Source organism: Palleronia pelagia, from assembly GCF_900110115.1.
Classification (GTDB): Bacteria; Pseudomonadota; Alphaproteobacteria; order Rhodobacterales; family Rhodobacteraceae; genus Palleronia; species Palleronia pelagia.
The window spans coordinates 124,949-138,450 of record NZ_FOCM01000002.1; the positions used below are offsets into that span (position 1 = coordinate 124,949).

Below are 13,502 nucleotides of genomic sequence, written 5' to 3' on the forward strand. Positions count from 1 at the left end.
TCCCGGCTCAGCCCATCCGCTCGGACACGAAGGATCCCGGCTGCGGCGGGAAAACGACCGTCTTGTCGTCGTTCAGGAAGACGCGGCCATGGGCGTGGGCGTGGATCGCGCGGGCCAGCACCTGCGCCTCCACATCGCGACCCAGCGAAACGTAGTCGCCGGCCGACTGGGCGTGGGTGACGCGCACCGTGTCCTGCTCGATGATCGGGCCTTCGTCCAGGTCGGCGGTGACGTAGTGCGAGGTGGCCCCGATCAGCTTCACGCCACGCTCGAACGCCTGCTTGTAGGGGTTGGCGCCCTTGAAGCTGGGCAGGAACGAGTGGTGGATGTTGATGATGCGGCCAGACATCTCGCGGCACATGCGGTCCGATAGGATTTGCATGTACCGGGCCAGGACCACCATCTCGGCGTCCGTATCCTCGACCACTTCCATGATCCGCGCCTCGGCCTGCGGTTTGTTCTCGGGCGTGACGCGGATGTGGTGGAACGGGATGTCGTGGTTCACCACCAGCTTCTGGTAATCCAGGTGGTTCGAGATCACGCCCACGATGTCGATGGGCAGCGCGCCAATGCGCCAGCGATACAGCAGGTCGTTCAGGCAGTGGCCGAAGCGGCTGACCATGATGATCGCGCGGCGCTTGATCGCCTCGTCGAAGATCTCGAGCTCCATGTCGAAGCTCTTCGCCACCGGGGCGAAGGCCGTTTCGACATCCGTGGCGCTGGCGCCCTTCTCGGACACGAAGCTGACGCGCATGAAGAAATTGCCGGTCTTCTGGTCATCGAACTGGGCGCTGTCGATGATGTTGCAGCCCTGTTCGGCCAGCAGGGTTGAGACGGCGGCGACGATACCGCGGGTCGAGGGGCAGCGGACGCGAAGGGCATATGTCATGTGGGCGCAAGGCTCCGAAAGGGTGGGCGTTTTGCGCCTTGTCATCTCGGGGGGGCGCGCTCGGCAAGCCAAAGCGCGCCCCTTGCCGTGCCGTTTACGACGCCGCGACCCAGGCGCCCAGCATCCAGACGCCCATGAGCATCATGATGAGGTTTTCCGACAGCGATACGAAGCCCAGCGGCACGTTCGATCCGCCGCCGACGCAGGCGCAGGTCAGTTCCCGCTTGTCGATATAGACCGCCTTGATGACACTGATCGCGCCGATGGTGCCGATGAACAGGCCCACGGGCGCCACCGCCCAGATCAGCGCACTTCCGGTGCCGATGAGGGCCATCATCCCCACGCCGGCCCAGAGTTCCAGGAACGGATAGGCATAGCCGTATGGCACGTAGCGGCGCGCCAGCAGGTCGTAGCCCAAGAATCCGTTCACGAAGCCGCCCACGTCCTGGAGTTTCTGGATCGCCAGCGCCACCATCGAGATCGCGAAGAACCACTTGGCCAACGTCAGGATCGGGAAGCCCTCGTAGAGGTTCAGCACCACCGCCAGCGCCATCAGGAAGGTTGAACCGAAGATCGCCACGATGGGACGATAGGTCGTTTCGCCCTTCTTCAGCACGCGCTGGCCGAAATGTTCCTTCAGCTCGGTGTATCCGCCGATGCGCTCACCGTCGATGAAGACCTGCGGCGTGGTCTGCACGCCATGCGCTGATTTGAAGGCGTCGATATGCGGACGGCTGGTCAGGTGGTTGTCGTCGACCGTGTAGCCCTTCCGCTCGAGCAGGGATTTCGACTTCAGGCCGAAGGGGCACAGGTGGCCGGGCATGGCCATCCGGTAGAGCGCGGCGGTCTTGCCGGCGCCCCGGCTCTTGTTGCGGGCGGTGTCGGGGCTGTCGACCTCGGGCGTATCGGTCAGGTCCTTCACGGGGATCTCCTTCGCGGTCGTGTTGCACTCTCTCTTGTCGCATACATATACCCCCTATAGGTATATGCAACAGGCAGCAGACCGGGGATGGACCAGGATGCAGGAAAACAAGCAAAAGACGCTGGATCGGCTGGCCCGGCTGGAAGGCCAGGTGCGCGGTATCGCCAGGATGGTCGAGAACGACCGCTATTGCGTCGATATCCTCGCGCAGACCGCCGCCGTGCGGTCGGCCCTGAAAGGGGTGGAGCGGTTGCTTTTGGAGAACCACGCGCGGCACTGCGTGACCGACGCCATCGCGTCCGGTGACGCGGAAGAGCAGCGCGAAAAGTTCAACGAACTCATCGCGCTGCTGCAAAAGACAGGTGGCTGACGCCCTAGTGGATGAGCGAACCGCCGTTCACGTCAACCTCGGTCCCGGTGCAATAGGCCGACAGGTCCGAGGCCAGGAACAGCGCGCAGCCCGCCACGTCCGAGGCCGTTCCCGCCCGGCCCATGGGAATGCCCGCAAGCACCTGCGCGCGCATCTCGTCGGTCAGCTTGCCGGCGGTGATGTCGGTGTCGATGAAGCCCGGGCAGATGGCGTTCACCCGCACCTGGTCGGGCGCCAGTTCCCGTGCCATCGCCTTGGTCAGCCCCAGGATGCCAGCCTTCGCGGCCGAATAGTGCGGTCCGCCGAAGATACCCCCGCCCCGCTGTGCCGAAACCGAGCTGAGATTGACGACGCTGCCCGCCTGTTGCTTGCGCATCGCCGGGATGCAGGCCTGCGTCATGTAAAGCGTCCCGCGCAGGTTCACGTCCAGCACCGCGTCGTAATTGCCGGGCTCGATCTCCATGATCTTCAGGGGCTGGGTGATGCCTGCGTTGTTCACCAGGACATCGATGCGGCCCCAGGTATCCAGCAACTGCGCCACCGCCGCCTCGCACGCGGCCTTGTCGGTCACGTTGCAGGCAATCCCGACATGGCCGTCGCCCAGGTCGGCCGCCGCGGCCTTCGCGTTCCCTTCGTCGAGGTCCAGGATGGCAACGGTGGCGCCGTGATCGGCAAAGGCCCTGGCCGTGGCCTTGCCCAGCCCGCGCGGCGACGCGGCCCCCGTGACGATGGCGAATTTTCCCGAAAGAAGTGACATGGTTACGCTTTCCTCCCCGCGTGTTTCGGCGCCACCCTGACAGGTTTCGCACCGATTTCCAGAACCTCGATCACAGCCAGCGGGCGTAATCGCTGACCAGTAGGTGGACCGGGGGCTCGTCTTCCTCGATCTCCGAGAACCGGCCGATGGGCTCGGCAAAGATGTTGTCGGTCTCGTCGTCGTTGACCGTGCTGACCTCGCCGATCAGAACGTCGCCGCCCTCGCCCCAGAAGGCGTGCCAGTCGCCGGGACGCAGGGTGATGCTTTCGCCCGGCGCGAAGGTCAGCACCTCGCCGGCGGCGAAATCGCGGGCGATGCCGTCGCAAAGCACCCTGCCCCCGCGGTCGCGCGCCAGGTTGCCCGCGCCGTCCGACCCGTAAAGCTGCACGGCCAGGGTCGCGCCGCCCCGGTTGATGATGTCCTCAGCCTTGATGACATGGGTGTGCAGCGGGCTGAGCTGGTCGCGGCGCGAGATCAGCAGTTTCTCGGCGTAGCACATGCCGCCACCGCCCTGCAGGTCGGACAGGATGCCGTTGCGCAGGGTGAACAGGAACAGGCCCATCCCGTCGAAATCGCCCCGTCCGTAATCGGTGATGTCCCAGCCGCAGCGGCTGTCGATCACGTGGGCGGCCGCATCGGCCCGGTCGCGGAAGGTTTCCGGCGACCAGCGCGCGAAGGGCGGCAGGGTGAAGCCGTGGCGCGAGATCATCGCGTCGCCCTCGGCCATGATCTGGTTGATGCGGGATCGTTTCATGGCGCGTTCCTTCCAGCTGTGACCCCGACAGCGATAGGAACAAAAAGGCCCCCGGCGCAAGTCGCGCCGGGGGCCGGTGTCGCGCGCAGGGGCGCGGTTTACTGCTGCTGGGCCGGCAGTTCGCCCGCGCTCTGCTTGGCCTGCATGAACTGGGCGAAGGTCGATTCCGACACCTGCTGCCACAAGAAATGCTCGGCCTGGAACGCCATCATGCTGTCGTAGATCGGGCCCCAGTCGGGCTCGCTCTCGCGCAGTTCGGAATAAAGCTCCATCGCCGCGTCATAGGTCGCGTTCAGCACCTCGTCGGGATAGCGGCGCAGCTGCGCGCCGTTCTGCACAAGCTCGCGCAGGGCGGTGGGGTTCTTGTAGTCGTATTCCGCCATCATCTCGGTATTGGCGGCGCGGCTCGCGCTCTGGAGCAGCGCCTTGTAGCGGTCGGGCAGACCGTCCCACTGTTCCTGGTTCACGAAGCAGCAGAGGGTCAGGTTCCCCTCCCACCAGCCGGGATAGTAGTAATAGGGCGCGACCTGGTAGAAGCCGAGCTTCTGGTCATCGTAGGGGCCGACCCATTCGGCGGCGTCGATCGTCCCACGCTCCAGCGACGGGTAGATGTCACCGCCCGCGACCTGCTGCGGCACCACGCCCACGCGCTCCATCACGCGGCCCGCAAGGCCACCGATGCGCATCTGCAGGCCTTCCATGTCGGCCAGGCTGTTGATCTCGTTGCGGAACCAGCCACCCATCTGCGCGCCGGTATTGCCGGCGGGCAGGTAATGCAGGCCGTTCTTGCCGTAGAACTCGTTCAGCTGGTCCAGGCCGCCGCCGTAATACAGCCAGGCGTTCATGCCCCGGTTGTTCAGGCCGTAGGGGATCACGCCGCCCAGCGCCCAGGTCGGCGACTTGCCGACGTAGTAGTAGGCGGCGGTGTGGCACATCTCGACCGTGCCGTTCTGGACCGCGTCGGCGGCCTGCAGGCCGGGGACGATCTCGCCCCCCGCGAAGACCTGGATGTCGAAGGCCCCGTCGGTGGCTTCGCGCACGTATTGCGCCACGTCCGCCCCGCCGCCGTAGATGGTGTCCAGCGACTTGGGGAAGGATGATGTCATCCGCCAGCTGATCTGCGGATTCTCCTGTGCGATGGCCGGTGCGGCAAGGCCCGTGGCCCCCGCGCTGCCCAGCGTGGCCGTCTTCAGAAAACGACGACGATCCATAGCTCTCTCCCTTGCGAATTGCTTCGATTGATGGCGATCGACCTAGGGTCAGGCCCGCGCCTTTCCAGCCGGAATCCCCGCAATCCGCGATGGCAGCGGTCCCGCGCCAGTGCCCGCCCGCGCGCCCTTGACGCAGCCGGGACGCGGCCCACCCTTTTCCCGGCAAACGCGCGCAGGCGCGGACGAATTGGGAGGAGACGCTGATGTCCGGACTGCTGGGGATCGCCCGTGCCATCGACCGCGTGAACGGCATCATCGGCCGATCTTTCGCCTGGCTCATCCTCGTCGCCGTCCTAGTCTCGGCCGGCAACGCGATCATCCGGAAAACCCTTAATGTATCGTCCAATGCCTGGCTCGAGGCGCAGTGGTACCTGTTCGGCGCGGTCTTCATGATGTGCGCCGCCTGGACCCTGCGCGAGGACGAGCATGTGCGCGTCGACGTGCTGTCGCAGCGGCTGAGCCCGCGCGCCCGGGTCCGGATCGACCTGATCTGTCACATCCTGTTCCTGATGCCCTTCGCGGTGCTGATGGTCTACCTCGCCTGGCCATTCTTCGTGTCGTCCTACACCAGCGGCGAGCAATCCTCGAACGCGGGCGGGCTGGTCCGCTGGCCCGCCAAGATCTGGGTGCTGCTGGGGTTCATCGTGCTCGCGGCGCAGGGCGTGTCGGAGATCATCAAGAAGGCCGCGATGCTGACCGGTCATCTCGACCTGCCCGATCCGCCGCAGAAGGAAGACGACCTGCCGCCCGCGGCGAAAGAAGCCGGAAACCGGGGGTAAGGCCATGATCGAGCTTATCGCACACAACCTCGCCCCGATCATGTTCATCTCGGTGATGGGTATGCTGATCCTCGGCTACCCGGTCGCGCTGACCCTTGCCGCGGGCGGGCTGTTCTACTTCGTGGTCGGCGTGGGGCTTTCCGATTACTCGAACGAAATCAACCTGTTCTGGCCGCTTCTTCGCGCGATGCCTGAACGGGTTTTCGGGATCATGTCGAACGACACGCTGTTGGCGATCCCGTTCTTCACCTTCATGGGCCTGATCCTCGAACGATCCGGCATGGCCGAGGACCTGCTCGACACGGTGGGCCAGCTGTTCGGCCCCCTGCGCGGTGGCGTGGCCTTCGCGGTGGTGCTGGTGGGCGCGCTTCTGGCGGCGACCACCGGGGTCGTGGCGGCGTCGGTCATCGCCATGGGCCTGATCTCGCTCCCGATCATGCAGCGCTATTCCTACGATGCGCCCGCCGCCACGGGCACCATCGCGGCGGCGGGCACCCTGGCGCAGATCGTGCCGCCCAGTCTGGTGCTGATCGTCATGGCCGACCAGCTGGGCGTCAGCGTCGGCGACATGTACCTGGGCGCGATCTATCCGGCGCTCATCATCATCGCGGCCTACTGCGCCTACATCCTGCTGCTGACGTTCATCAAACCCGACGCCGTCCCGGCCCTTCCCCCGGAAGAACGCAAGCTGGGCTCGGGCGTCCTGTCGCTGGTCGTCATGGCGGTGCTGTCGGTGGTGCTCTACTACCTCGGGATGTGGGTTTTGTTCACCGAGTACGCGAATGCCACGCGGATCGTCTTCGCCTCGGCCTTCTCGGTGCTGATCTGCTACGGCATCGCGCTGGCCAACCGCTTCTTCAACCTGAACCTCCTGTCGCGCCTGGCCGAGACGGTGGTCATCGTCCTGATCCCGCCGCTGGCCCTGATCTTCCTGGTGCTGGGCACGATCTTCCTCGGGATCGCGACGCCGACCGAGGGCGGTGCCATGGGCGCGGTGGGCGCGCTGCTGCTGGCCATCGGCAAGCGGCGGCTGACCTTCCCCATGCTGCGCTCGGCGGTCGAGGCGACGGCCAAGCTCAGCGCCTTCGTGCTGTTCATCCTGATCGGCGCGCGGGTCTTCGGCCTGACCTTCTACGGCGTCAACGGACAGGTCTGGCTGGAAGAGCTGTTGCTGGGCCTGCCCGGTGGCCAGTTCGGCTTCCTCGTCGTGGTGACCGTCGTGGTCTTCATCCTGGGATGCTTCCTCGATTTCTTCGAGATCGCGTTCATCCTGGTGCCGCTGCTGGCGCCGGTGGCCGATACGCTGGGCATCGACCTGATCTGGTTCGGCGTGATCCTGTCGATGAACCTGCAAACCTCGTTCCTGACACCGCCCTTCGGCTTCGCGCTGTTCTACCTTCGATCCGTGGCGCCGACCGAGGACTGGCAGGACAAGCAGACCGGCCAGACCATGCCGCGCATCCGCACCAACGAGATCTACAAGGGCGTGCTGCCCTTCATCGCGATCAACTTCCTGCTGATCATCCTGGTGATCTCGGTCCCGTCGCTGGTCACCCACTACAAGTCCGACCGCGAAGCCGCGCGCCAGTCGGCCCCGGCCCCCAGCGGTGATCCCACCGGCGGGCTGAACTTCGGCGGCGGCGGCGGGGACGGCGACAGCAGCTCGTCGGACGGCTCGAACGACGCGACCGGCGGCTTCAACTTCGGGGGCGGCGCGTCGAGCGGCGAGAGCGGGGCGTCCGGCGGGAGCACGTCGTCCGGTGGGTCCGGCAGCAGTGACGGCGGCTTCAACTTCGGTGGGGCCGGCGGCGAGACCTCCGGCGACAGCAGCAGCGGCGCGGAGGACGCCGGAACCAGCGGCGACGCGACGGGCGGGTTCAACTTCGGCGGCAGCGGTGGAGACACGAGCGGCGGCGAGGCGGAACCGGAGGCCAGCGAGAGCGACTCCACGCCTGGCCTGAACTTCGGCAACTAGACCGCGGACGGCCTGTGCCGCCAGTTCGTCAATTTGTCAGTCCCCGCGGAAGATCATGACCGAGCATGGCGCACGCCGCGCCACCCGCGCGGCGGTCGAGCCGAGGAAGTAGTCCTGTAGCCCGGGCTTGTGCGATCCGACGATGATGAGGTCGGTGCCCTGCGCTTCGGCATAGTGGGAAATCACCACGCCCGACTTGCCGGTCTCGACCGCGACCTTGATATCCGGCGCGCCGCCATGGGCCGCCTCGAGCCGTTGCAGGACCTTCGCGCGCAGGTGGTTCTCAGGCTTCATGTCCACGAATTCGGCCACGAAGCCCGGCACGTTCTCCAGCACCGTCAGAAGCGTGATGTGTCCCCCGTCGGCCAGAAGCCTTCGGGCCAGGGCGATCTTGCCGGGGACCAGCTCTTCGTGGTCCAGCGCCACGGCGATCAGGATACTGCCATACATCTGCGATGCCTCCTTGCGCAGGGATTCAGCCGGGCGCCGATCCGGTCAGGACCGTCAGGCCCAGCAGGATGAAGACCGCCAGGAAGGCGGTCTCGGCCACGAGGAACAGGGCCGCGGGCGCGCCCACGTTCATGATGTCCTTCGGCATGGTTTTCATCCCCACCGACCCGATCGCGGCCAGAAGCAGCCAGCCCGAGGCCGTGGAGGCCGCGCCGACCACTGGCGCTGGGATGGCGCCAAGCGATGCGAGCACGGCCAGCGCGATGAAGCCCAGAACGAAGCCCGGCACCAGCGGCGGGCGCTTGCCCTCCCCCGGTTCCGCCCCCGCGACCGAGCGGACCACCAGCGTCGTGACCAGCACGACCGGCGCCAGCATGACCACGCGCAACAGCTTGACCAGTGTCGCGGTATCCCCGGCCTCCTGGCTGACGGAAAAGCCCGCGCCGACGACCTGCGCCACGTCGTGGACGGTCGCACCGATGAAGATGCCGGTGATACGGTCGCTCATACCCATGGCCTGCGCGAGGATCGGATAGACGATCATCGCCAGCGTCGAGAGGAGCGTCACGCCCACCACGGTGAAGATCAGCCGCTGTTCCGACCGGTCATCGCGCGGCAGGACGGCGGCGATGGCCATGGCCGCCGACGCGCCGCAGATCGCCACGGCTCCGGCCGACAGGAAGGCAAAGCGGTAGCGGAAGCCGAAAATGCGCGACGACAGCATCCCGAAACTGATGGTCAGCAGCACCCCGGCGACGACCAGCAGGACCACGGTCGCCCCCAGGCTCGACAACAGCTCGACGCTGATCCTTGCGCCCAAAAGGGCCACCCCCAGACGCAGTACTTGTCGCGCACCGAATTCGACGCCCGGGCGCGTTCGATCCTCGGTCCCGAGAAAATTCAACGACATCCCGAATAGCAGCGCCAGAAGCATGGCGGGCGCGCCGTAATGCTCCGACACGAATTTCGACGCCAGCGCGATCAGCAGCGCAACCAGCAGGCCCGGAAAGACCACGCGCGCCCGGTCCTGCAGCGCGGCGAGACGCGAACTTCTTACGGCGTCATCCATGGCTGCTGGCCAGCGCGCGCGCCTCGTCCACGTAGGCGGCGGGCACGTCGATGCCCTCGGCCTCGGCCCGGGCGATGGCGGTGGCGCGGCGGGTGCCGGGCAGACGGGCGCCCTCCTGCGCGGCAATGTCGGTCAGAACCGACTCGAGCCGCTCCGCGAACCCGCCCGGATCGCCCGGGCGCAACGCCAGCAGGAACTGCCCCGTGCCGGGGCGCTCGCCATCGGCGGTGAAGAACGACCCGGCCTCGCGCGAGGCGTTGGCGCCCGTTAGGGTCGCGGCCAGCACCTCGACCATCAGCGCAAGCGCCGTGCCCTTCGCGCCCCCGATGGGGGCCATGGTGCCGGCCAGCGCGGCCTCGGGATCGGTGGTGGGATTGCCATCGGAGTCGAAGGCCCATCCCTCGGGGATCGGCTGGCCGGACTTGCGGGCATGCATGACCTTGCCGCGCGCCACCTTCGACAGCGAAAGGTCTATGACCAGTGGCGCGGCGCCCCCGGCGCGCGGCGCGGCGAAGGCGATGGGATTGGTGCCGAAGATCGGCGTGCGCGCGCCCCAGGGCGCGATGGCGGCGGGCGCATTGGCGACCATCAGCCCCACCAGCCCGGCCCGCGCGATCTTCTCGACCTGCACCGACAGCGCGCCGCAATGGTGCGAATTGCGGATCGCGACCGAGGCGGTGCCGTGGGTGTTCGCGGCTTCGACCAGCGCGGTCAGCGCCAGGTCCAGCGCCGGATAGGCGAAGCCGAAGCCCGCGTCGACGGTCAGCGCCGTGCCGTCGGCGCGCTCCAGGACCGGGTGCGCATCGGCGACGACCTTGCCGCTGCGCGCCTGGGCAGCATAGTCCGACACGCGGCTGAAGCCGTGGCCCGACTGCCCCTCGGCCTCGGCCGCGACCAGCGCGCTGGCCACCGACACCGCGGCGGCCGGTGTGCAGCCACAGGCGGCGAAGACTTGGGTCAGAAGCTCGGTGGCCTCGGCAAGGCCAAGGCGGATCGGGTCGGGCATCGGGTCATCCGTAAGGTCTGTTGCAGTCGCCCCCGCGTGTGGGGGCGACCGCCCGCGGGATCAAGCGCTGCGATAGAGCTTGGTCATGGAAAATTCGCGGTGACCCAGCGCCTCGGCCGCGGTGAAGCGCCCGTTGGCGGTGCGGCAGATGCTGTCGATCAGCGCGTCGCCCGCCTCGTCGATGGTCATCTCGCGCCGCAGGATACCGCTCACGTCAACGTCCACGTGCTCGCCCATGGTGCGCACCGTGCGCGGGTTCGCGGTGATCTTGATGACCGGCACGATGGGGTTGCCCACCACGTTGCCCTGCCCCGTGGGGAAGGTGTGGATCACGGCACCGCCCGCGGCCATCAGCGTGACGCATTCCGCCGCCGCCGAGGAGCTGTCCATGAAGTAGAGGCCGGGACCCGAGTTCGGCCGTTCGGCTGGGCCGAGGATGTCGATATATTGCGACGTGCGGCCGATCTTTTCGAGGTTGCCCAGCGCCTTTTCCTCGATCGTGGTCAGGCCGCCCTCGATATTGCCCTTGGTGGGCTGGCTGTCGGAGAGGTCATCGGTCTGGTGCGCGAAGATGACGTCGTCCTGGTAGGCCTTCCACATTTTGTACCACCGCTCGCCCACTTCCTCGGTGATGGCGCGGGTCTTGCAGATGTGCTCGGCACCCGTGATCTCGGAGGTCTCGCCGAAGAAGCCGGTGATGCCCTCGGGCAGCAGCTTGTCGTACATGTTGCCCACCGTGGGACAGGATCCGAGGCCGGTGGTCGTGTCGCTTTCGCCGCACTTGGTCGAGACCCACAGCTCGGAAATCGAGACCTCTTCGCGCTGGTACTCGGTCGTCTTGTGCACGAACTCCTTGGCGGCCCAGCTCGCGGCGCGGATCGTTTCGAAATCGCCCTTCTGCTCGATGCTGAACTCGGCCACGGGCTTGCCGGTCTCGCGGATGCCGTCGGCGATGCGCTTGGTCCAGCCCGGCTCGATCCCGATGACGACCACGGCGGCGACGTTGGGGTTCGCGCCGGTGCCGATCATGGTGCGGAAATGCAGGTCCAGATCCTCGCCGAATTGCAGGCGGCCATAGGCGTGCGGCAGGGCCAGCGTGCCCTTGACGTTGTTCGCCACCGCCTCGCAGGCGGCGTTCGAGATATCGTCGACGGGCAGGATGATGACGTGGTTGCGCACGCCCACGCGACCGTTCTCGCGCCGGTAGGCCTTGACGGTCATGTTGGAATATTTCGATGCCATATCAGTGTCCTCTCGGGATGGCGCGCCGCCGGGGCGGCCGCGCGGCTTACCAGCGCTTGGTCTTGCAGTTGTGGGTGTGGACGTGGTGGCCCTTGGGGATGTCGGCGACGATCTTGCCGATGTCCTCGCCGTATTTCATGGCCGTGTCGCCCGCCTTGAAATCCTTCAGGGCGATCTTGTGGCCGATGGGCACGTCGGCCTCGGCCTTCAGGCGGAAGGTGGAATTGTCGTGGGTCACGCAGCACAGCATGTCGGTGCCCGCGGTCAGGCCCTCGACGACGACGACGCCCACGTTGTCGTCGTGCGCGTGCACCAGAAGATGGGGGATTTCGGCCATTTCAGTCTCCTTCGGGAAGTTGTGGTTTCAAAATGATCTTGGGCGCGGCCACGGTGCCCGCGCGGATATCGCTGAAGGCGCGCGCGCCCTCGGCCAGCGGCCGCGTCTCGGTCCAGTCGAGCCGCCCGAGCCGCCCTTCGCCCATGGCCGCGACGGTCGCGCGGAAGTCGGCGGCGGTGTAGGTATAAGTGCCGATGAAGGTGATTTCCTGCAACGTCATCCGCCGGATATCGAGCCCACCCTCGGCCGAGCCTAGCCCGATATGGGCGATCACCCCGCCGGGGCGCACGTGGCTGGACGCCATGGCGCGGGTGGCGGCGATGCCCACGGCGTCGACGACCAGGTTGAAGCGCGGCGTGTCGTGCAGCGCCGCGGCGTCCAGCGCATCGATCCCCACGTGGCGCGCCAGGTAGTCGCGCCGCGTGACCGACGGTTCGACCAGCGTGATCTCGTCCACGCCCTGCGCGGCGAGGCACAGCGCCGCGCCGACACCGATGGTTCCGCCGCCTATGACCAGCGCGGGCGCGCTGCCGCCCGCCTCGCGCGCCAGCCGCACCGCGTGCCAGCCGCAGGCGATGGGCTCGGCCAGCGCGGCCTGGTCGAAGCTGAGCGTGTCGGGAATGTCGATCAGATTGTCAGGCGGCAGCGCCACCGCCTCGGCAAAGCCGCCCTCGCGCGGCGGCATCGAGATGATTTGCCGGTTGGGGCACAGGTTGTCGCGCCCCGACTGGCATGCCCGGCAGACGCCGCAGCCGACCAGCGGGTTGACGGTGACCCGCCGCCCGCCATCGGTAACGCCCGACACCTCGTGACCAAGGATCAGCGGCGGCGGGCGCCGTTCGTCGTGGCCCAGGTAGGCGTGCATGTCCGACCCGCAGATCCCCGACGACTGGATGTGGACGACCTGCGCGCCGTGCGCCACGTGTGGCGGGGACACGGTGCGGTAGACCAGATCCTCGGGACCTTGATAGACCAAAGCTTTCATTTCGCGGTGAACCCCCCGTCGACCATCAGGATCTGCCCGGTCACATAAGCCGATGCGTCGGAGCATAGAAAGAGCAGTGGCCCATCCATGTCCTCGGGCCGCCCGTTCCGGCCCGCGCAGGTCTGCGCCGCGTTGCCGGCCGCGCGTTCCGGATCGTCGAACACCGCTGCCGTCAGTTCGGTGGGAAAAAAGCCCGGGCCGATGGCGTTGGCGGTAATGCCATGGCCCGACCACGCCTGCGCCATGGCGCGGGTCAGCTGCGCCACCCCGCCCTTGGACGCGCCGTAGGCGATACCGCCAGGAAAGGCGCGGAAGGACTGCAGCGACGCGAAATTAACGATCCGGCCCCAGCCCTTTGCTCGCATTTCGGGTGCGAAGGCTTGCGCCAGGAAAAACGGCGCCGACAGGTTCACCGCCAGCGTCGCGTCCCAACCCTCGGCCGTCACGTCGTCGGCCGCCTGCCGGGTATTGAGGCCCGCGGCATTCACGATGATCTCCGGCGCGCCGAAGGGCGCACGGATCCGCTCGACCAGGTCATCGAAATCCGCGCGCGCGGCCACGTCGCCCGCCACGGCGACGCGCGCCTCGGGCCCCTCGGCCTGCCAGTCCCCAAGCGCTTCGCGCCGGCGGGCAACGCCCACGACTTTCGCGCCCGCGCCCGCCAGCGTGTCGGCCGCGCGGCGCCCCAGCCCCGAGCTTGCGCCGGTGACCAGGGCCACGCGGCCCGCTACGCCGAAGAGATCGGGCGCGGCCATT

At 67.3% G+C, this 13,502-nt stretch carries 15 protein-coding genes; 3 read left to right on the forward strand and 12 right to left on the reverse strand.

What is annotated here, in order from left to right; all coding sequences use genetic code 11:
* Window positions 1–7: 7 nt before the first annotated feature.
* Both purU and BMX96_RS04875 read right to left on the reverse strand, forming a co-directional pair.
* On the reverse strand, window positions 8–889 hold the full coding sequence (purU, locus tag BMX96_RS04870; protein WP_073130179.1) for a formyltetrahydrofolate deformylase: 882 nt from the start codon (window positions 887–889) through the stop codon (window positions 8–10).
* Window positions 890–983: 94 nt separating this feature from the next.
* A complete protein-coding gene (locus BMX96_RS04875; RefSeq protein WP_091844832.1) occupies window positions 984–1,718 on the reverse strand; it encodes a MauE/DoxX family redox-associated membrane protein in 735 nt (244 codons plus the stop codon).
* Window positions 1,719–1,908: 190 nt separating this feature from the next.
* On the opposite strand from BMX96_RS04875, the gene BMX96_RS04880 reads away from it, so the two are divergent.
* Window positions 1,909–2,181, forward strand: a complete 273-nt coding sequence (locus BMX96_RS04880; protein WP_091844500.1) for a metal-sensitive transcriptional regulator — start codon at window positions 1,909–1,911, stop codon at window positions 2,179–2,181.
* Window positions 2,182–2,185: 4 nt separating this feature from the next.
* Here BMX96_RS04880 and BMX96_RS04885 read toward each other — a convergent pair whose 3' ends face one another.
* The 3 genes from BMX96_RS04885 to BMX96_RS04895 form a co-directional block, all read right to left on the reverse strand.
* On the reverse strand, window positions 2,186–2,938 hold the full coding sequence (locus BMX96_RS04885; RefSeq protein ID WP_091844501.1) for an SDR family NAD(P)-dependent oxidoreductase: 753 nt from the start codon (window positions 2,936–2,938) through the stop codon (window positions 2,186–2,188).
* Between the two features lie 70 nt (window positions 2,939–3,008).
* Window positions 3,009–3,692, reverse strand: coding sequence for a D-lyxose/D-mannose family sugar isomerase (locus BMX96_RS04890; protein WP_091844502.1), 684 nt, complete (start codon window positions 3,690–3,692; stop codon window positions 3,009–3,011).
* A gap of 98 nt (window positions 3,693–3,790) precedes the next feature.
* Window positions 3,791–4,903 (reverse strand): TRAP transporter substrate-binding protein, encoded by a 1,113-nt coding sequence (locus BMX96_RS04895; protein ID WP_091844503.1) that lies wholly within the window; start codon window positions 4,901–4,903, stop codon window positions 3,791–3,793.
* A gap of 203 nt (window positions 4,904–5,106) precedes the next feature.
* On the opposite strand from BMX96_RS04895, the gene BMX96_RS04900 reads away from it, so the two are divergent.
* Both BMX96_RS04900 and BMX96_RS04905 read left to right on the forward strand, forming a co-directional pair.
* Window positions 5,107–5,682, forward strand: coding sequence for a TRAP transporter small permease subunit (locus BMX96_RS04900; RefSeq protein WP_091844504.1), 576 nt, complete (start codon window positions 5,107–5,109; stop codon window positions 5,680–5,682).
* A 4-nt stretch (window positions 5,683–5,686) separates the two neighbouring features.
* Window positions 5,687–7,657: a TRAP transporter large permease gene (locus BMX96_RS04905; RefSeq protein ID WP_091844505.1), complete on the forward strand. Its 1,971-nt coding sequence runs from the start codon at window positions 5,687–5,689 to the stop codon at window positions 7,655–7,657.
* A gap of 36 nt (window positions 7,658–7,693) precedes the next feature.
* Here BMX96_RS04905 and BMX96_RS04910 read toward each other — a convergent pair whose 3' ends face one another.
* The 7 genes from BMX96_RS04910 to BMX96_RS04940 are packed head-to-tail and all read right to left on the reverse strand — an operon-like array spanning window position 7,694 to window position 13,501.
* Window positions 7,694–8,107 (reverse strand): universal stress protein, encoded by a 414-nt coding sequence (locus tag BMX96_RS04910; protein ID WP_091844506.1) that lies wholly within the window; start codon window positions 8,105–8,107, stop codon window positions 7,694–7,696.
* A 25-nt stretch (window positions 8,108–8,132) separates the two neighbouring features.
* Entirely contained in the window at window positions 8,133–9,176 is a 1,044-nt protein-coding gene (locus tag BMX96_RS04915; protein ID WP_091844507.1) for a YeiH family protein, read from the reverse strand.
* Entirely contained in the window at window positions 9,169–10,182 is a 1,014-nt protein-coding gene (locus BMX96_RS04920; RefSeq protein ID WP_091844508.1) for an Ldh family oxidoreductase, read from the reverse strand. The genes BMX96_RS04915 and BMX96_RS04920 overlap by 8 nt, the downstream gene beginning before the upstream one ends.
* Window positions 10,183–10,242: 60 nt before the next feature.
* Complete coding sequence (locus tag BMX96_RS04925; RefSeq protein ID WP_091844509.1) at window positions 10,243–11,424, reverse strand: UxaA family hydrolase; 1,182 nt, start codon at window positions 11,422–11,424, stop codon at window positions 10,243–10,245.
* A gap of 46 nt (window positions 11,425–11,470) precedes the next feature.
* Window positions 11,471–11,761, reverse strand: coding sequence for a UxaA family hydrolase (locus tag BMX96_RS04930; RefSeq protein ID WP_091844510.1), 291 nt, complete (start codon window positions 11,759–11,761; stop codon window positions 11,471–11,473).
* A 1-nt stretch (window position 11,762) separates the two neighbouring features.
* Window positions 11,763–12,746 carry an alcohol dehydrogenase catalytic domain-containing protein gene (locus BMX96_RS04935; RefSeq protein ID WP_091844511.1) on the reverse strand — a complete coding sequence of 328 codons (984 nt, stop codon included), beginning with the start codon at window positions 12,744–12,746 and terminating at the stop codon, window positions 11,763–11,765.
* Entirely contained in the window at window positions 12,743–13,501 is a 759-nt protein-coding gene (locus tag BMX96_RS04940) for an SDR family NAD(P)-dependent oxidoreductase (RefSeq protein ID WP_091844512.1), read from the reverse strand. Before BMX96_RS04940 ends, BMX96_RS04935 begins: the two co-directional genes overlap by 4 nt.
* Window position 13,502: the final 1 nt, after the last annotated feature.

Coding starts and splice junctions, on each gene's coding strand:
- purU (WP_073130179.1), bottom strand. CDS start 889: ATGACATATGCCCTTCGCGTCCGCTGCCCCTCGACCCGCGGTATCGTC.
- BMX96_RS04890 (WP_091844502.1), bottom strand. CDS start 3,692: ATGAAACGATCCCGCATCAACCAGATCATGGCCGAGGGCGACGCGATG.
- BMX96_RS04910 (WP_091844506.1), bottom strand. CDS start 8,107: ATGTATGGCAGTATCCTGATCGCCGTGGCGCTGGACCACGAAGAGCTG.
- BMX96_RS04875 (WP_091844832.1), bottom strand. CDS start 1,718: ATGGCCATGCCCGGCCACCTGTGCCCCTTCGGCCTGAAGTCGAAATCC.
- BMX96_RS04880 (WP_091844500.1), top strand. CDS start 1,909: ATGCAGGAAAACAAGCAAAAGACGCTGGATCGGCTGGCCCGGCTGGAA.
- BMX96_RS04940 (WP_091844512.1), bottom strand. CDS start 13,501: ATGGCCGCGCCCGATCTCTTCGGCGTAGCGGGCCGCGTGGCCCTGGTC.
- BMX96_RS04935 (WP_091844511.1), bottom strand. CDS start 12,746: ATGAAAGCTTTGGTCTATCAAGGTCCCGAGGATCTGGTCTACCGCACC.
- BMX96_RS04925 (WP_091844509.1), bottom strand. CDS start 11,424: ATGGCATCGAAATATTCCAACATGACCGTCAAGGCCTACCGGCGCGAG.
- BMX96_RS04905 (WP_091844505.1), top strand. CDS start 5,687: ATGATCGAGCTTATCGCACACAACCTCGCCCCGATCATGTTCATCTCG.
- BMX96_RS04900 (WP_091844504.1), top strand. CDS start 5,107: ATGTCCGGACTGCTGGGGATCGCCCGTGCCATCGACCGCGTGAACGGC.
- BMX96_RS04895 (WP_091844503.1), bottom strand. CDS start 4,903: ATGGATCGTCGTCGTTTTCTGAAGACGGCCACGCTGGGCAGCGCGGGG.
- BMX96_RS04930 (WP_091844510.1), bottom strand. CDS start 11,761: ATGGCCGAAATCCCCCATCTTCTGGTGCACGCGCACGACGACAACGTG.
- BMX96_RS04885 (WP_091844501.1), bottom strand. CDS start 2,938: ATGTCACTTCTTTCGGGAAAATTCGCCATCGTCACGGGGGCCGCGTCG.
- BMX96_RS04920 (WP_091844508.1), bottom strand. CDS start 10,182: ATGCCCGACCCGATCCGCCTTGGCCTTGCCGAGGCCACCGAGCTTCTG.
- BMX96_RS04915 (WP_091844507.1), bottom strand. CDS start 9,176: ATGGATGACGCCGTAAGAAGTTCGCGTCTCGCCGCGCTGCAGGACCGG.